Source organism: uncultured Endozoicomonas sp. (assembly GCF_947495845.1).
GTDB lineage: Bacteria > Pseudomonadota > Gammaproteobacteria > Pseudomonadales > Endozoicomonadaceae > Endozoicomonas.
Map to the genome: position 1 here is coordinate 57,630 of NZ_CANMAO010000019.1, position 17,313 is coordinate 74,942.

At 47.9% G+C, this 17,313-nt stretch carries 14 protein-coding genes; 11 read left to right on the forward strand and 3 right to left on the reverse strand.

All coding sequences use genetic code 11. From position 1 onward, the window contains the following. The first annotated feature begins 110 nt into the window (after positions 1 to 110). The 8 genes from chrA (at position 111) to Q1B11_RS13395 (ending at position 10,150) form a co-directional block, all read left to right on the forward strand. On the forward strand, positions 111 to 1,253 hold the full coding sequence (gene chrA, locus Q1B11_RS13360; RefSeq protein WP_299733508.1) for a chromate efflux transporter: 1,143 nt from the start codon (positions 111 to 113) through the stop codon (positions 1,251 to 1,253). A gap of 298 nt (positions 1,254 to 1,551) precedes the next feature. Next, entirely contained in the window at positions 1,552 to 2,343 is a 792-nt protein-coding gene (locus Q1B11_RS13365) for an ABC transporter ATP-binding protein (protein WP_067583517.1), read from the forward strand. Beyond that, the gene (locus Q1B11_RS13370; protein WP_299733511.1) at positions 2,340 to 4,319 is read left to right on the forward strand and encodes a long-chain fatty acid--CoA ligase; all 1,980 of its coding nucleotides are present in this window, start codon (positions 2,340 to 2,342) and stop codon (positions 4,317 to 4,319) included. Before Q1B11_RS13365 ends, Q1B11_RS13370 begins: the two co-directional genes overlap by 4 nt. Next, entirely contained in the window at positions 4,316 to 5,209 is an 894-nt protein-coding gene (locus Q1B11_RS13375) for a branched-chain amino acid ABC transporter permease (RefSeq protein ID WP_299733513.1), read from the forward strand. The genes Q1B11_RS13370 and Q1B11_RS13375 overlap by 4 nt, the downstream gene beginning before the upstream one ends. A gap of 25 nt (positions 5,210 to 5,234) precedes the next feature. Next, positions 5,235 to 6,308 carry a branched-chain amino acid ABC transporter permease gene (locus Q1B11_RS13380; protein ID WP_299733515.1) on the forward strand — a complete coding sequence of 358 codons (1,074 nt, stop codon included), beginning with the start codon at positions 5,235 to 5,237 and terminating at the stop codon, positions 6,306 to 6,308. A 164-nt stretch (positions 6,309 to 6,472) separates the two neighbouring features. After that, entirely contained in the window at positions 6,473 to 7,717 is a 1,245-nt protein-coding gene (locus tag Q1B11_RS13385) for an ABC transporter substrate-binding protein (RefSeq protein ID WP_299733517.1), read from the forward strand. A gap of 386 nt (positions 7,718 to 8,103) precedes the next feature. Continuing rightward, positions 8,104 to 8,916, forward strand: coding sequence for an ABC transporter ATP-binding protein (locus Q1B11_RS13390; RefSeq protein ID WP_095210308.1), 813 nt, complete (start codon positions 8,104 to 8,106; stop codon positions 8,914 to 8,916). Between the two features lie 13 nt (positions 8,917 to 8,929). After that, the gene (locus Q1B11_RS13395; protein ID WP_299733521.1) at positions 8,930 to 10,150 is read left to right on the forward strand and encodes an AMP-binding protein; all 1,221 of its coding nucleotides are present in this window, start codon (positions 8,930 to 8,932) and stop codon (positions 10,148 to 10,150) included. A 43-nt stretch (positions 10,151 to 10,193) separates the two neighbouring features. On the opposite strand, the gene Q1B11_RS13400 is transcribed toward Q1B11_RS13395, so the two are convergent. Then, positions 10,194 to 10,622, reverse strand: a complete 429-nt coding sequence (locus Q1B11_RS13400; protein ID WP_299733523.1) for a hypothetical protein — start codon at positions 10,620 to 10,622, stop codon at positions 10,194 to 10,196. A 185-nt stretch (positions 10,623 to 10,807) separates the two neighbouring features. Between Q1B11_RS13400 and Q1B11_RS13405 the strand changes: the two genes are divergently transcribed. Continuing rightward, positions 10,808 to 11,518, forward strand: coding sequence for a response regulator (locus Q1B11_RS13405; RefSeq protein ID WP_299733525.1), 711 nt, complete (start codon positions 10,808 to 10,810; stop codon positions 11,516 to 11,518). A gap of 23 nt (positions 11,519 to 11,541) precedes the next feature. Further along, positions 11,542 to 13,038, forward strand: coding sequence for an ATP-binding protein (locus tag Q1B11_RS13410; RefSeq protein ID WP_299733527.1), 1,497 nt, complete (start codon positions 11,542 to 11,544; stop codon positions 13,036 to 13,038). A 40-nt stretch (positions 13,039 to 13,078) separates the two neighbouring features. Here Q1B11_RS13410 and Q1B11_RS13415 read toward each other — a convergent pair whose 3' ends face one another. Then, on the reverse strand, positions 13,079 to 14,065 hold the full coding sequence (locus Q1B11_RS13415) for a hypothetical protein (protein ID WP_299733530.1): 987 nt from the start codon (positions 14,063 to 14,065) through the stop codon (positions 13,079 to 13,081). Positions 14,066 to 14,186: 121 nt separating this feature from the next. After that, positions 14,187 to 15,566: an ATP-dependent RNA helicase DbpA gene (dbpA, locus tag Q1B11_RS13420; protein ID WP_299733532.1), complete on the reverse strand. Its 1,380-nt coding sequence runs from the start codon at positions 15,564 to 15,566 to the stop codon at positions 14,187 to 14,189. Between the two features lie 91 nt (positions 15,567 to 15,657). On the opposite strand from dbpA, the gene Q1B11_RS13425 reads away from it, so the two are divergent. After that, entirely contained in the window at positions 15,658 to 17,148 is a 1,491-nt protein-coding gene (locus Q1B11_RS13425; RefSeq protein ID WP_299733534.1) for a DASS family sodium-coupled anion symporter, read from the forward strand. The last annotated feature ends 165 nt before the right edge of the window (positions 17,149 to 17,313 follow it).

Consider the following 17,313-nt stretch of genomic DNA (forward strand, 5'->3'; position numbering starts at 1 on the left):
TTCTTTTACTATCAGCAATATCGATTAACATGGATTAAAAGAATCGATATGCATAATAAGTGTCGCATGTTTATCATCTACCTACTCAAATAATTTCTCGGGCAGTGTGTGTGAATAAACTACTCAATATTTTCTGGCAATTCTTTTTGCTGGGCTGGACCAGTTTTGGTGGGCCAGCAGCTCACCTTGGCTATTTTCGAACCAACTTTGTTGAGAAGAAAAAATGGCTGACGGATGTAGAATATTCCCAATTGATTGCCCTCAGTCAGTTTTTACCGGGCCCAGGCTCCAGTCAGGTGGGTTTCGCCCTTGGCTATCAACGGGCAGGCCTGCTGGGTGGGCTGGCAGCCTTTGTTGGTTTTACCTTGCCATCCTTTGCCATTCTTCTTTTGGTGGCTATGAGCAGCCAGCTTTTCTTAAGCGCTGACTGGTATCAGGGGCTGATTGCCGGCCTTAAATTATTAGCCGTGGTTGTGGTTGCCGATGCTACGTTACAGATGTTCCGCTCTTTTTGTAAAAGTCAGCTGACCATTGGTCTCTGTGTGATTAGTGCTGCGCTGCTTTTGTTATTCCCTGGCGTTGTCATTCAAATGGCGATACTCATTGTTGCCGCAATGATCGGCTATTACTGGTTACCCGGTGACAGTGACAGTCAACAGAAAGCACGGTTTGTTATCTGGCCCTTGGTTCTCTTTGCGGTTTTACTGGTGGGTTTGCCTTTCCTTGTCAGTTTCTCACCAATGGCGAGAGTGATCAGTGATTTCTTCCAGGCGGGCAGTATGGTGTTTGGTGGAGGCCATGTTGTACTACCACTGTTGCAAAGTACAACAGAAGGTTTGATCAGCACGGACACTTTTCTAACAGGCTATGCGGCTGCCCAGGCAGTACCTGGGCCGATGTTTACCCTGGCCACTTATCTTGGCTATTTTGTTTCGGAATCTTCACCTGTGCTGGGGGCGATTGTTGCCACATTGGCGATTTTTCTACCGGGTTTTCTTTTGGTTATTGGTGTCTTGCCTGCCTGGCAAGCGTTGGCTGGCAGAGCAAAAATAGCGGGAGCCGTTGCAGGAATTAATGCGTCAGTGGTCGGACTATTGCTGTCGGCATTATATTCGCCGGTGTTTATTTCGGCGGTGCACTCTGGCTTGGAAATGGCATTGGTACTGATTGGCGCCTTCCTGCTTAGAGGCATGAAACTTTCTGTTTTCTGGCTGGTTGCCCTATTTATTGGTGCTGGTATTTTCCTGCTATGAATTAGGGTGATGGAAGAGGTCAAAGCAGGCAAAATATGCTTTTTTATCTCATCGAGTTATTCCTGTGAGCCCTGAAAACAAACCTTTTCCAGATACACCTGAATCACTGTATGGAATTAGTTTAATAAGATATTAGACGTTGGTCTTATAGTGAATTCCGCTGCAAATCTTGAGAATAGGAGTGTGTAATAGATTTACGTTTACGTAAACTTCATGGTAGGTTGAAAACTGAGCTAAACAGACAAATTGCCAAACAATAAAAATCCAAGAATAAAAATAAAATAGGAAGGCAATGGGTATGAAACCACTTCTTGAGGTCAAGCAGATTGATCTCGCGTTTGGTGGCGTAAAGGCGCTCACTGACGTCAGTTTTACTGTGAATAAAGGCGACGTTTACTCCATCATCGGACCTAACGGTGCTGGCAAAACGTCCATGCTGAATTGTATCTCCGGACGTTATCAGCCGCAGCAGGGTTCCATTTCATTTAAACAGCAGGAAATTACCCGGATGAAGCCGAATCAGCGCTCATCTCTGGGGCTGGGAAGGACTTTCCAGAATCTTGCATTATTCAGTCACATGTCGGTACTGGAAAACATTCTGGTTGGACGACACCATCTGCTTAAAAATAATTTTGCGTCAGGACCGCTGTATTGGTTTTCCGGCGCTCAGAAAGAAGAGCTTGAGCATCGTCGAACAGTAGAAGAAATTATCGATTTTCTGGAAATTGCCCATATCCGCAAAAAGCAAACGGGCACGCTTTCCTACGGTTTGAGAAAACGGGTAGAGCTGGCGAGAGCCATTGCATTGAAGCCTGACATGATTCTGCTGGATGAACCCATGGCCGGTATGAATCAGGAAGAAAAAGAAGATATGGCGCGTTACATCCTCGACTTGAATGAAGAGTGGGGGATGACGGTGGTGATGATTGAACATGATATGAGTGTGGTCATGGGTATCTCCAATCGGGTTATGGTGCTGGATTTTGGCAGCAAAATCGCCGAAGGGCTGCCGGAAGAAGTGATTGATAACGAACACGTGCGCAGAGCCTACCTTGGAGAAGAGGATGACTTATTGGAGGCTGCGGTATGAGTTTTCCAGATATCAATATCTACGACACTTTTCCAAAACTTCTCGCCTGGAACGCTGAACACTATGGCGATGATGTGGCCATGCGCGAGAAAGAGTATGGCATTTGGCAGGTATTTACCTGGCAGGATTACCACAATCGGGTTAAGTGGCTAACACTCGGATTAAGGTCACTGGGGGTGGATACTGGAGAAGTGATCGCATTATTAGGCGACAACCGACCAGAGTGGATTTGGGGTGAAGTGGCTGCCCATGCTCTCCACGGATATTCCCTGGGTGTTTATCAAGATTCACTTCATGAAGAGACAGAATATCTGCTGACATTTTCTGAGTCAGCAGTAGTGATCGCAGAAGATGAAGAGCAGTGCGACAAACTTCTGGAGCTGGAGGATCGAATTCCAACGGTTCGTCATATTGTTTACTGCGACCCACGGGGTATGCGCAAATACGACGATGATCGATTGATTGATATTGAAAAGGTGTATCAACTGGGGCGGGAGCTGGACGGTCAACAACCAGAGCTATACACCAGCATGGTTGAAAGCACCCATGGTGATAACCTTTCCATCCTTTGTACTACATCAGGCACAACCTCCAGACCAAAACTGGCGAAACATCACTCCGGGCCATTTCTTGATCATTGTGCCGCTTATCTTCGAGCCGACCCTAAAAAGCCAGGCAATAATTATGTCTCCGTTTTACCACTGCCCTGGGTGATGGAACAGGTATACGCCGTTGGTCAGGCATTGATTCAGCGACAGGTGATCAATTTTGTCGAAACTCAGGAAACCATGATGTCCGATCTTCGGGAGATCGGGCCTGAGTTTGTGTTGCTGGCGCCGAGGGTTTGGGAAAATCTGGCAGCAGAAATTCATGCAAGGATGATGGATGCTCAGCCTTTGAAACAAAAGCTATTCAAGTTTGGTTTAGACCGGGCATTGAAAGCCAGAGAACAGGGGCGGAAATCAAAGTTAGCCGACTGGGTTTTGATGGGTGCCCTTCGGGACAGATTAGGTTTTTCAAACCTGACGTCAGCTGCTACCGGTGGTGCGGCTATGGGCCCGGATACGTTCAAACTGTTTCATGCCATGGGCGTACCGCTGAAGCAGCTGTATGGTCAGACTGAGCTGGCGGGCGCCTATACGATTCACAACGGTGAGGATATTGATTACGAATCCGTTGGTATCCCTTTTGATAACAGTGAATTGCGTATCGAGCAGCCGGATGAAAATGGGTTGGGTGAAATTGTCGCTCGCACCTCTGGTATGTTCACTGGTTACCATAAAAACGATCAGGCATTCCATGATGACGTTCGAGATGGTTGGATGTATACCGGTGATGCTGGCTATATAAAAGACAGTGGCCATTTGGTGGTGGTTGATCGAGTAAAAGATCTGGCTCAAACATCGACCCAGATACGTTTTTCGCCTCAAAATATTGAGAACCGGCTGAAGTTTTCTCCTTACATTGCAGAAGCGGTGATCCTTGGCAATGAACGCCCCTACCTGACGGCTCTGCTCTGCATCCGATACAGCATTGTGTCTAAATGGGCGGAAGCCCGTGGCATTGCATTTACCAACTATACGAATCTTTCTTCGCAGCCAGAAATACAAACTCTGCTCCAGCAGGCCATGGAACAGGTGAATGAAGGGTTACCGGAAAGTCAGCAAATCAAACGATTCCTGTTGCTCTACAAAGAGTTGGATGCCGACGATGGTGAGCTGACACGAACCCGGAAGGTTCGCCGGAGCGTGGTTGCCGAAAAGTATGCAGATATTATCAATGCACTCTACAAAGGTGATGAGCAAGTAGAGGTGGATACAGTCATTACCTTTCAGGATGGCAGTAAAAGTCGCATTCAAACGACACTGGATGTCATTAATCTTGGCGATGATATACCGGTACCCACTGAGCAATATGCTGACAAAAAGCAATCAAGCAAAGATCTGGCCAGCAAAGCACTGGAGGAAGCATTATGAATACGGAACTTCTACTGCAGCTCACAGTGAATGGTCTGATTGTTGGCCTGCTCTATGGCGTGATCGCCATGTGCTTTGTGTTGATTTATAAATCCACTCAGGTGGTGAACTTTGCGCAGGGTGAGTTTCTATTGATCGGCGCGTGGGTTTGCTGGGCGACACTGGTTTGGTTGGACCTCCCTTTTTATATCGGGTTTTTGTTAACTCTCGGCTTTATGACGGTGTTCGGCATCATAATACAGGCGGTATTTCTCAGACCAATGATAGGCGAACCCATCATCTCAGTCATCATGGTGACTATTGGGCTTTCCATGTTTTTCCAATCATTGATGAAATGGATTTTTGGAGTGTCCGCTGAAAGTTATCCGCAAGTGTTTGAAACCAGCACAATCACTATTGCCGGGTTGAACATTGAGTTGGCTTATATTCTCAGCCTGATCTTCTCCGTGGTCATGATGGTGGGCTTTTATTGGTTCTTCCGTTATTCAAGGCTTGGTTTAGCGATGCGTGCCACCGCGTTTGATCAGCAAGTGGCCAGCAGCTTGGGCATTTCCGTTTCCAAAGTCTTTGCTGCCAGTTGGGCAATCTCTGCCATGGTGTCTGCCACTGCAGGCATTGTCATCGGAATGGTGAATGGTGTATCTGACGCATTGTCGTTTATTGGTATTAAAGTGTTTCCGGCGGTCATTCTTGGTGGGCTGGACTCCATTGTGGGCGGTGTTGTCGGTGGTGTGATTATTGGTGTGTTGGAAAACCTTGCAGAGTTTATCGACAGTCAATACCTGCATATTGGCAACCTATACACCATTGCACCGTTTTATATCCTGCTGATTATTCTGACCATCAAGCCTTATGGTTTGTTTGGTACTAAAAATATCGAGCGAATCTAAATTCGGGAAAAAGGACGTTAAAATAATGATTTCTCTTTCCATGCGACCCTGTGGCGATTTTCGAACCAGCTACAAAGCCGATAATCAGATCTTTGAAACCAGCACCATTCGTTGGCTGGTGGTGGCAACCATAATAGCGCTTTGCTTTGCGCCATTGGTTCTGGACGCTTACTTCCTGACACTCTTTATTCAGGTGGCTTATCTGGGCATCGCTGCTCTGGGTTTGAACATATTGGTGGGCTTTACCGGCCAGATATCCCTTGGTCACGGTGCTTTCTTCGGGTTTGGTGCCTTTGCTTCTGCCTGGCTGAATAATGAATTTGGGATTCCGGTATGGCTGGCCATTCCTCTGGCGGGTTGGTTGACCATGGTCGTTGGTATGATTTTCGGCTCACCAGCAGCCCGTATTAAAGGTCTTTATCTGGCCATCGCTACTCTGGCAGCGCAGTTTATTATTGAAGATTTTTTCGCCCGGGCAGGGTGGTTTTCTGGTGGTTCCTATGGCGCTGCTGCCGAGCCGGTCTCATTATTTGGTTATACCCTGGATTCAGATCAGTCCTTCTTTTACATCGCACTGTTTGCCTTGGTGTTTATGTACCTCTGGGGAACCAATCTGATGCGCAGCCGTGATGGGCGGGCATTTGTGGCGGTCCGTGATCACTACCTTTCTGCAGAAATAATGGGGATAAACCTGAATTGGTATCGATTGCTGTCCTTTGGTATTTCGTCCTTTTTTGCAGGTATTGGCGGTGCTCTTTACGGTCATTACTTGGGCTACGTTTCCGCAGAAGGTTTTACGCTGATGATGTCTATTCAGTTTCTGGCAATGATCATTATCGGAGGCTTGGGTTCAGTGTTTGGCGCCTTGCTGGGTACTATTTTTATTGTACTGTTGCCAGAAGTATTGGAATCGGTGGTTGCCCTGATAGCTGGCACTGGTCTGCTACCTGCTGGCAGTGTGGCGGAGAGTATGGCCTATTTCAAAGAAATGGCGGTGGGGCTGGTGATTATCCTTTTCCTGGTATTTGAACCTCAGGGATTGGCTCATCGCTGGCGGCAGATTAAGGCGTATTGGAAGTTTTACCCCTTCGCGTATTAATGTATACCCATCGCCTTTCAAGGTGCTACGTTGTTGTCAGCGTTCGCTCACCCCGATCACCTACTAATTGTAGGCTCACGGGGCTTCGCTCACTTGTCGCCTAGTAGCACCTTGAAATCCAATGGGTATAGTAGATGTCAAAAATAATAATAAGGAGACAACTCATGCTAAAGACTCTCTGTAAAAAAGTCCTTCCCGGGCTGGCTATCGCTGCATTGTCGTTCAGTGCGACGGCCAAAGAAACCGTCTTTGTCGGCCACCTGGCAGATTACTCGGGCCCAACAGCCTTTGTGGGTAAGTATTATGCTGATGGTATTAAAGACACATTGTCGTGGATTAATCTTCAGGGTGGCATTAATGGCACCATGATTGAGACGGAGACAGTGGATTATGCTTATAAAGTTCCTCAGGCCATCAGCAACTATAAAAAATGGAAATCCCGTAAAAATATGGTTGCCATGCAGGGTTGGGGTACGGCAGATACAGAAGCGTTGATTTCCTTCATCGTCAAAGATGAAATTCCGGTGTATTCGGCTTCTTACTCAGGCCACCTGACGGACCCGCAGAAGAAAAACCCGAAAACCAAAAAAGCAGCCCCCTATAACTTCTTCTACGGCGCTTCGTATTCCGACACTTGTCGTGCATTAGTGCAATGGGCAAAAGAAGACTGGCAAGGTAAAGGAGAAACCGGTAAGCCGGGCTTTGTTCACATCGGCGATAACCACCCTTATCCAAATGCACCTAAAGCTGCCTGTGCAGAGTACGCTGAAGAGCTGGGCTTTGATGTGAAACCGCCGGTAGTGGTCTCTATGAAACCTGGCGACTTTAAAGCGCAATGTTTGTCGATCAAAACTACCGGTGCGCAGTATGGTTATGTAGCCAATCTCGGTGGCTCAGTGGTTTCTCTGATTAAATCCTGTAATACCGTGGGCACCGATATTCAGTTTATGTCCAATATCTGGGGCGGCGATATGCTGACCTTCAAAGCGGCTGGTGAAGGGATTGATAACTATGTCTTCCCCGCGCTGACACCGTTCTGGAATGACGATGTCGAGAACCTGAAAATGGTGAAAGATATTGCCAAGGCGGCTAACCGTGATGAGAGTTTCCAGACGCACCATTACATCCGAGGCGTTTGCTCGACCCTGTATATGGCAGAAGCCATGAAATGGGCTGAGGAAAATGGTGGCATCACTGGTGCAAATATTAAGCAGGGCATGTATGCCAAACAGGATTGGATTCCTGAAGGGCTTGACGGTGTTTGCCTGCCAGCCAGTTGGGCGGCAGACGACCATCGTGGTTTGAATTCCGTGAAGATCTATCAGGCAAAATGGAATCAGGGAGATATCGCTGTGAAGCAATTATCACAGGTAACTCTGCCTCGTCGTGAAGACTGGTTGGGTTACTAGGAGGCTGACCGAGAATAGCGCCCGTAGCGAGGATGGTAGAAAGTTGAGGATAAAAACTCTGTTTTGTGAAGTGAATAGTGGTGCTATTTGCTGAACAAAACAGAGTTTTTAGACCAATTTACTGCCACCACAGTAGGGCAACCTATTCTCGGTCAGGCTCCTAGGAGACTGTCTCTTAATAACTGCACTGCTCAGAAAAGCGTTTTCCGTTTGCCGTTATCCGCAAAAGCACAAGTAGCCAGGCTTTTACGGATAACGGTAAACGGATAACGGCTCTGGCTACATGTGGAAGTTATTTTGTGACGTTTTCGATACGGTAAATGGTCGACAACATTATTAGCTTGCCGACCTATCACGAAATTCAGCTGTTGATCCATGGGGGTCTTATGGAAGCCCTGAAAATAGAATCTGCCGAGCCATTGCTCAGCATCAATAATGTCGAAGTGATTTACGACGAGGTGATTCTGGTCTTGCGTGGCGTCAGTCTTGATGTACCGGAAGGTCAAATTGTTACGTTGCTTGGCCCAAATGGCGCCGGAAAATCCACCACCCTGAAAGCGATCTCTGGGTTACTGAAATCAGAAGATGGTGAAGTCAGCAATGGTGAAATCCGGTTTATGGGTGAGCGGATTGATCGTAAGAATGCCGAGGATATCGTGCGTTCTGGCATCTTTCAGGTTATGGAAGGTCGTCGTATTGTTGAAGACATGACCTGTGAAGAAAACCTAAGGCTTGGGGCATATACCCGAAGTCAGAAGAATATCCGTGATGAGATTGATCGGGTTTATACCTATTTTCCAAGGCTGAAAGAGCGAAGTGGCCTTGCGGGTTATTTATCAGGAGGTGAGCAGCAAATGCTGGCGATTGGTCGTGCATTAATGGCTAATCCAAAAATGATTCTGCTGGATGAGCCGTCAATGGGGTTATCGCCGCTGTTGGTAAAAGAAGTCTTTGGCATCATCGAAAAAATCAACCGGGAGCAGGGTATTACCATGTTGCTGGTGGAACAGAATGCCAATTTTGCTCTGAAAAATGCCAGTTATGGCTACATCATGGAATCTGGCAAAGTGGTATTGGACGGTACTCGGGAAGAGTTGTTGAACAACCAGGATGTGAAGGAATTTTATCTTGGGGGGAATGAAAGCAGTCGCAGCTTTAAGAACCTGAAATCCTACAAGCGTCGTAAACGCTGGCTCTAAAAAAGGAACGCCCATGAGCACTGAGAATTGTTTTTCCATAAAAGAGGTGATGAATCCAGCCGAGCGGGAACGCTATTTGTTTGGCGAGCTCCGGGAAACACTGTCTCGTGCAAAAACGGACAGCGTCTACTATCAGCAGTTATTGCAGAATGTGAATGCCGCCAGTATTCAGTGTCGTGAGGACCTTGCCAGCCTGCCCGTTACCCGGAAGGCTGATTTGATTCGCTTTCAGGCAGGCCACCCACCTTTTGGTGGTTTAAATGGTGTTGATCCAGGTGCGGTCGCTCGTTTGTTTCAGTCTCCCGGGCCTATTCAGGAGCCTGAAGGTAAAGGTGATGATTGGTGGCGAATGGGGCAGGCTTTCTATGCTGCTGGGTTCCGGGCGGGGGATATTGTCCATAATACACTGTCTTATCACTTAAGCCCCGGTGGCTTTATTATGGATTCCGGTGCCCGGGCTTGTGGTTGTGCGGTGATTCCTGCCGGCACAGGGCAAACGGAATTACAGTTGCAAGTGATCGATTCTCTGAAGCCCACCGGTTACTGTGGAACCCCTTCTTTCTTAAAAACGTTGTTAGAGAAAGCGGACGAAAAAGGTCAGGAATTGTCGTTTACTCACGCCATGGTGTCGGGGGAAGCACTGCCAGAAAGCCTGAGAAGTTACTTTCAGTGCCGGGGTATTCAGTGCTTTCAGTGTTACGCAACGGCGGATCTTGGGTTAATTGCCTATGAGAGTCATGGCAGTGCGGGGATGGTGGTTGCGGAAGATATTATTCTGGAAATTCTGAATCCTGACACTTGTGAAGTGGTGCCAGAAGGTGGTATCGGTGAAGTGGTAGTCACCAGCTTCAACCCGGAATACCCGATGATTCGCTTTGCGACCGGTGACCTTTCTGCCGTGGCTGAAGGTTCAAGTGACTGCGGTCGAACCAATTCCCGGATTCGTGGCTGGCTTGGTCGTACGGATATGTCTACCAAGGTTCGAGGTTTGTTTGTGCATCCTAATCAGGTGACCACTATCGTTCAGCGTCATCATGGCATTATCAAAGCGCAGTTTAGTATTAGCCATGAGGAGGGTAAAGATAGGCTTACACTGTTGTATGAGTCTAATGATCAAGTGGATACCGAGGCGTTGGAAAAATCCATTAAATCGGTAACTCGCTTGAGAGGGGAAACTCAACGAGTGGAAACGCTGGCGAAAGATGATCAGCTGATTGTTGATGAGCGGGGTTGAAGAACAGCCCGGTGTTTGAGCCGGGCTGATTATTGGGAGCTTGTTAGTTTTTATCTTTAGCTTCCATGCGCGCCTTGATGGCTTCGTAACGTTCTAAAGGCATGCCGTTTTTCGCCAGTTCCATCTCCTTAACCAGGGAGTTATCTTTGGTCACGATGGTTACTTTGTAGCCATTATCCGTCGCGGTTACTTCACCTAACTGAACATTGTCATTGCCTTGCATAATCAGGCGAGCTTCGTTCAGTGTGCGGATTTCTTCAGCGGTAAACTCGCGATCCATGTGTTCTTTGAAGTTTCCACGCTTGCCGTGCTTGCCTCGCTCACCTTTCATAAAATGACCTTTGCGATCGCCACCCATGCAGCGACCTTTACCGCCATCGTTGCCGCCATTATCGTCACCAAACCAGGCAAAGGCAGAAGAGGTGGTGAATACAGTAGCCAGTGCTGCAGCGATCAAGGTTGTCTTTTTCATGGTTTCTCTCCTTTTTGGCTTGAATGCCGTTTCGTTGTGTTCATTTAAAACCATGAATTTCGCAGAATTGTCCCTGAGCCCCCGGAGTTTGTCGCAATTTGTATCAATACGTCCCGGGGTATCCAAACCGGCAGCATTTCCCTCGTATAATGAAAGCATCATTAATGCAGGTGGTGTGAAACGCCATGAAAAAACACATTCTGGTGGTGGATGATCACAATGAGATCCGTGACTTGCTGGGTCGATACTTGGATCAACATGGTTATCAGGTCTCTCTGGCAGACGGCGGTGAGGGCATGCGGGAGGTTCTGGCTGCACAAACCATTGATCTGGTGGTGTTGGACATCATGATGCCCGGTGAAGATGGTCTTTCCCTGTGCCGTTATCTGCGAGAGGTGAGTGGCCCGCCGGTGATTATGCTCACCGCCATGAGTGAAGAGGCAGACACCATTGTTGGGCTGGAAATGGGCGCGGATGATTATGTGACCAAACCGTTCAGCCCCAGGGAGCTGTTAGCCAGAATCAAAGCAGTGTTGCGCAGATTGGAGCATGTGACGGACAAGTCTGAAGCAGACAATAAGTCCTCTGAAATGGAGTTTCCAGGCTGGAAGTTGGATATTCACCAGCATCAGCTGACCCGGGAAGATGGATTGTTAGTGCCACTGAGTGCCGCCGAGTTTCGCCTGTTGAAAGTGTTTCTGGAACATTCACGACAGGTATTGAATCGTGATCAGCTGATGGATTTAACCAAAGGCAGAGACGCGCTGCCTTTTGATCGAAGTATTGATAACCAGATCAGCCGGTTGCGGAAAAAAATTGAGAAAGATCCGAAAATGCCCACATTAATCAAAACCGTCTGGGGTGGTGGTTATATGTTTACTGAAGAAGTGAAATGAGACGTTTGATGAAGCCCTTTAGGATGAGTAGGGGACTCTTTAAAAAGCTACGCACCAGTCTGGTAGCCCAGATGGTCGTGGTGGTTCTGGCTGCATTGATGATTGCTCAGGCGGTGAGCTTTATTATTTTGGGGAACGCTTATCGCACGGCGTTGTCCGATATCAGCCAGCGGTCACAGTTTCAACAGATCGAATCGTTAGTCTGGTTGCTGGAAAACAATCCAATGACCGATTACCCAGCCATTCTTGCGGCTGCCAGAACCAAGACGGTCTGGTTTTCTGTGGATGATCGCAGCGAACTGTCAGGAATGAGGATGAATGGCAGGGATCAGGCGCTGGTTCGGCGCTTACAGGATCTTCTGGGCACTGATTACAAAGACAGAATCTGGATTAAAGTGGATACCTCAAGGGCGTTCTCAGACTCTCACAACAAGTGGAAACCAAAAGCCCCCTGTGTTGGCGATCGGTGTAATCCGTTCTGGCAGGACGACCAAAAGAAAAACCATCAAAAACGTAACCCTCACGATGATGACAGCAAACGCCGCTACCATCGAGATGGCTGGAAGCCACCGGTGGTGACCAGTCTTCAGATTTCGGTACAGATGAGAAATAATCTGTGGCTAAACCTGAAGGCAAAATCACCCGCGGCGCCGCCTTTGGTGGCGAAACAAACCGTGGTTTTTTTGATCATCGCCACCATTCTGGTTCTGTTTGCGCTGGCTATTATGGTGCGGCGGATTACCCGTCCTCTGCGCATGCTATCCAAAGCATCAATACAGCTTGGGCTGGGTGAACAGGTCGAACCGTTACCTGAGACAGGGCCGGCGGATGTAAAAGAAACCATCCGTGCTTTTAATCAGATGAATGACCGATTGCAGCGTTTTGTTTCAGACCGTACACGGATGCTGGCGGCATTGTCCCATGATCTTCGCACACCAATTACTACAATGCGGCTCAGAGTGGAGCTGATGCCCGAAAGCCGTGATCGGGATCAGTTATTGGCAACGTTGGAAGAAATGCAGCAGATGTCGGAAGCGACGTTGGCATTTATGCGACAGGCTTCTGATAACGAAGTAACTCGAACCGTTGATCTCAATGCCATGGTGGGAAGCCTCTGCGATGATCTTGAAGAAGTGGGGTTGGCAGTGGGTTATGAAGACAGTTTGGAAACCGTGATCCGCTGTCGGCCTGTGAGCTTAAAACGGGCGTTGAGAAATCTGATTGAGAATGGTGTCAAATATGGCCGGCGGGTGGAGGTATGTCTCGAGCATACGGTGCGGTCCGGTCAACACTTTGCTTCTGTAGTGATTGATGATCATGGTCCCGGTATTCCTGAAGAGATGGTGGAGCAGGTGTTTGTTCCTTTTTTCCGTCTTGAGGGGTCACGTAATCGTGATACAGGTGGTGTGGGGCTTGGCCTCGCCATTGCCAGAAATATTGTGCGTAACCACGGCGGTGAAATTTATCTCGAAAATAGGGGTGAAGGTTTGAGAGTACGGCTAGAGCTGCCATTAGTGTAATTATCTGGCAGCTTTATTCTACATGAGCTGAGTTTCCGTTTTAGTCGGCTTCGGCAACTTGGTTGGCAGGTTGCGGAGGCTGAGCTTGCTGTTGGTTTTCCGCCTCTGGTTGAGGCGGTTTTTGACCAATATCCTCTGCGCCGGCTTCGAGCACTGAGTTATCCACTCGTCCGTTAATGGATACTCCTTTTTGTGTGTGTTCATTGTAACGCATTTCCAGCTGTGAGACCGGTGGTCCGTTAGAAGGATTTTTCTTTCTGTACTCTTCATTAATCCTTTTCTGGATACCTATCAATGCTTCGAGTGAAGAATTAAGTTTGGCCAGCGCTTCGTCGAGAGAGCCTAAATGTCTGTTTTCTTGCTGCCACTGTTTCATACCATGAAACGCCAGTGTGTATTTTTCCAGCACTTCTTTACAGGTAAACTTCCCAAGATTCGCTTTGTCGATTGGTATCAGTGAGATGCTGGGAAGGTGCTTTAACGTATCTACACCTTCCTGAAGATTAACGTTTAGCTTGGTTTTTTTTGCATTGGGTGGGAGGTCGATTTTTTGCAGAGCCTCCAATAGAGCAGCAGTATTCGTATATGGTTGCTTGCAAACGGCCACATACATTTCTAAGGACTCAATTGCATCTTTGCACACGGTGAGTTGAGCGTGGGCTGTGAAGGCATCCTGTGCCCTTTGGAGTTGCTCCATTCCATTCCCCAGTGGTTTTTGCTCGGACAGAGGATCCGTCGCGGTGGGGGGTATGTCTCTATTACCGACAGAGTCTGGCCCGGGTGCTGCCGGTTTAATATTTCTAGTTTGGAGAGCTTGAGGGGTTTGCCCCTGCGGTGGTTGGTTTTCTTGAAGCAGCTTGGGCTTTACTAATGAGCCATCAAGAGATTTGGCCTTTTTACTCTGAATGTCGTTGAGCAAAGTTTGATGTGCCGAGCCGTTAGAAGCTGGACTCTTTCGACCCTGTAAGTTGTTTGTAGATAGATTACCGAGCGGTAATCGTTGGCTTGATACTGGTACTGGCTGCATGACTCTACTCCTTATGCTTCATGCGATTAAACAATTACATATTGGAGTAACAAAGAGCTAAAGAGTTCCCTTCTTTAGCAACTATTTAGAGATTTGAGTCGACTTAAGCCTTAGCCTTACCTTAAAGGCGGCGTACTTTGAACTTCCTTCCCTTGATTTTCCCCTGCTCCAGACGGCTCAGGGCGGATTTGGCAATGTCTCTAGTCACCGCGACATAGGTCACAAAATCATAGACGTTGATTTTACCCACCTGATCTCCGGGGATGCCGCCTTCTCCCGTCAATGCGCCCAGAATATCACCTGGGCGCACTTTGTGTTTACGACCACCATCAACGGCCAGCGTGACCATAGGTGCTGCTTTCGGTGGCTTGTTGTTGCCCAGTTCTGCCGGGTTCCCGTAGGTCAAAGCGGTTTTCAGGTAATCGCTGAGCTTGTCCAGTTTGTACTGTTCTTTTGCGGTGTAGATGCTTAGAGCCAAACCCTGTCGACCAGCACGACCAGTTCTGCCGACACGATGGACATGAATCTGAGAGTCACGGCTGAGATCATAGTTAATAACAGCGGGCAGGTTCTCAATATCCAAGCCTCGTGCGGCAACATCAGTCGCAATCAATAAGGTAGAGCTTTGGTTGGAAAACCGTACGAGCATTTGGTCGCGCTCTCTTTGCTCCAGATCGCCATGCAGAATCACGGGTTTGTAACCTGCCTCGTACAAATCGGAGCCGACATCTTTACAGGCCTGCTTGGTGTTGCAGAAAATGACCGCTGAACCCGGTTCGTAGTGAGATAGAAGCTTTATCAGCATGTCGGATTTGTCTTCTGCCTGATAAAAGCGCTGCTCAATACTGTCATGGCTTTCACTGGTTTCTACAGACACTTCTACCGGCGCCTTTTGGAACTGCTGACTTAATGATCGTATGCCTTTTGGATAGGTGGCAGAGAATAGCAATGTCTGGCGCTGTTCTGGAATGTGCTCAATGATTTGCTCAATGGCATCAATAAAGCCCATATCCAGCATTCGGTCTGCTTCATCAAGCACCAGTGTGCTAACGCTGTCCAACTCAAGGGTGCCTTTGCGGAGGTGATCCTGAATACGGCCGGGGGTTCCGACCACCACATGAGCGCCATGTTCCAGCGAACCAATTTGTGGGCCTATGGGCTGCCCGCCGCAGAGCGTTACCACTTTTATATTTTGCTGATAGCGAGCCAGCCTGCGAATTTCCTGTGCAACCTGAGTTGCCAGCTCCCGGGTTGGGCACATGACCAGTGCCTGACAACCAAAATGCCGCTGGTTTATTTTCAGTATCAGGCCGATAGAAAAAGCAGCGGTTTTGCCACTGCCGGTTTTGGCTTTGGCAATCACATCCTTACCCGCAATGATTTCTGGCAGGCTTTGCTGCTGCACCGGCGTCATTGTTCGGTATTCAAGGCTGGCAAGGTTATTCAGCAGAGCGTCGGGCAGCGCTAACGCTGAGAAATGGGAAGAAGAAACGTCAGTCAAAGCGGGCTCTTGCACTATGCGGTTGTATAGAAGGGGCACAGATTATAACAGAGTCTACTATTAATGGCGGTATATCGTGATGGAGAAAAAAATGGCCTCAGCAGCATCAGCGACGACAACCGAAAACTCTGCTCATCAGGTTTCAGAATCTGATAGGCACCCGGTGTTCTGGGTCTCTGGCCTAATGGCGGGTGTTGGACTGCAGCTGCTGACTTTGTTAACTGAACCACCGGCTGGTATGACGGTCATGGCGTGGCATTGCGCCGGTCTCGCTCTGATGATGGCGGTGTTCTGGGCTGTTGAAATATTACCAACAGCCATTACCGCGCTATTTCCACTAATTTTTGCGCCAATGATGGGAATAAACAGTATCGATGGTGCCGCAGCACCGTATGCTCACCCGGTCATCTATCTGTTTATGGGAGGGTTTGCCATTGGGCTCGCTATGGAGCGCTGGCATCTCCATAGCCGGGTTGCATTGAATATTATGTTGTTGGTAGGCACCGGGGAAAAACGATTGGTTCTGGGCTTTATGACCGCCACCGCATTGATCAGTATGTGGGTATCGAACGCAGCAACTACCATCATGATGCTGCCTATTGGTCTGTCAGTGGTTGCTATGATTCGGGATCAGGGACGTATGAGTAATGGATTTCCCATTGCATTACTTTTGGCCATTGCTTACGGCGCATCCATTGGTGGATTTGGTACTTTAATTGGCACCCCACCTAATGCATTGTTGGTGGCCTTTCTTCAGGATCAATACGGTATTCAAATTGAGTTCGCCCGTTGGTTAATTATTGGCGTACCTGCTTCTTTATTGATGTTGATAGTGACCGGACTGTGGCTTGGCTATTTAGGTTACGATCTTTGCTCCAAAGAGAATCAGGTCATTAAGCAGTCGATTCGGGAACAGCGAAAAGATCTTGGCAAAATGAGTACGCCAGAGAAAATCGTGGCGGTTATTTTCTGTGGTACTGCCATAGCGTGGGTCACCCGCCCCTGGTTGATTGATTTATTTCCAGGTTTTTTTATTACTGATGCGGCTATCGCTTTGATAGCAACGATTCTGTTATTTGTTTTACCGTCCAATCTAAGAAAGCTTCAGTTTCTAATGAGCTGGAATGATATGCGCCGTTTACCCTGGGATGTGTTGTTATTGTTTGGTGGCGGGTTAAGCCTTGCCTCGATGATTCGTAGAACAGGATTATCGGATTGGATAGCAGGCTCATTAAACTTCGTAGGTGATATGCCCGAGCTGATGGTTATTGCCATGGTGGTGGCGATTATTATCTTTTTGACAGAGATTACTAGTAATACGGCAACGACGGCTGCTTTTCTTCCACCGCTGGGAGCCCTTGCAACGTCTTTTGGTATGTCTCCCGTCGCGTTGGCGATTCCAGCCGCTATCGCCGCTAGCTGTGCATTTATGCTACCGGTTGCCACTCCGCCCAATGCGATTGTTTATGGTGCCGGTATGTTGCCGATTCGTCATATGATCCGAAGTGGTCTGGTGCTGAATCTGGCTGGAATTGCCATTATCACCCTGTTGAGCCAATGGCTTATTAAATGGGTTGTTTAATGATCTCAATTAATTGGGTTCATTTAAAACTAATGAATCCATTCTATCAAATTCTTTGATTGTAGTTGAACCAAATACCTCTTTGGCTTGTCTGATTTTTAATTAAATTCCAGTAAATAAATTGAAGCGTTTTTATCGCTTTACTTTGAATTATTAGGAGCATAA

Coding starts and splice junctions, on each gene's coding strand:
- Q1B11_RS13405 (WP_299733525.1), top strand. CDS start 10,808: ATGAAAAAACACATTCTGGTGGTGGATGATCACAATGAGATCCGTGAC.
- Q1B11_RS13415 (WP_299733530.1), bottom strand. CDS start 14,065: ATGCAGCCAGTACCAGTATCAAGCCAACGATTACCGCTCGGTAATCTA.
- Q1B11_RS13410 (WP_299733527.1), top strand. CDS start 11,542: ATGAGTAGGGGACTCTTTAAAAAGCTACGCACCAGTCTGGTAGCCCAG.
- Q1B11_RS13370 (WP_299733511.1), top strand. CDS start 2,340: ATGAGTTTTCCAGATATCAATATCTACGACACTTTTCCAAAACTTCTC.
- Q1B11_RS13425 (WP_299733534.1), top strand. CDS start 15,658: ATGGCCTCAGCAGCATCAGCGACGACAACCGAAAACTCTGCTCATCAG.
- Q1B11_RS13365 (WP_067583517.1), top strand. CDS start 1,552: ATGAAACCACTTCTTGAGGTCAAGCAGATTGATCTCGCGTTTGGTGGC.
- Q1B11_RS13395 (WP_299733521.1), top strand. CDS start 8,930: ATGAGCACTGAGAATTGTTTTTCCATAAAAGAGGTGATGAATCCAGCC.
- Q1B11_RS13380 (WP_299733515.1), top strand. CDS start 5,235: ATGATTTCTCTTTCCATGCGACCCTGTGGCGATTTTCGAACCAGCTAC.
- Q1B11_RS13400 (WP_299733523.1), bottom strand. CDS start 10,622: ATGAAAAAGACAACCTTGATCGCTGCAGCACTGGCTACTGTATTCACC.
- Q1B11_RS13375 (WP_299733513.1), top strand. CDS start 4,316: ATGAATACGGAACTTCTACTGCAGCTCACAGTGAATGGTCTGATTGTT.
- Q1B11_RS13385 (WP_299733517.1), top strand. CDS start 6,473: ATGCTAAAGACTCTCTGTAAAAAAGTCCTTCCCGGGCTGGCTATCGCT.
- Q1B11_RS13390 (WP_095210308.1), top strand. CDS start 8,104: ATGGAAGCCCTGAAAATAGAATCTGCCGAGCCATTGCTCAGCATCAAT.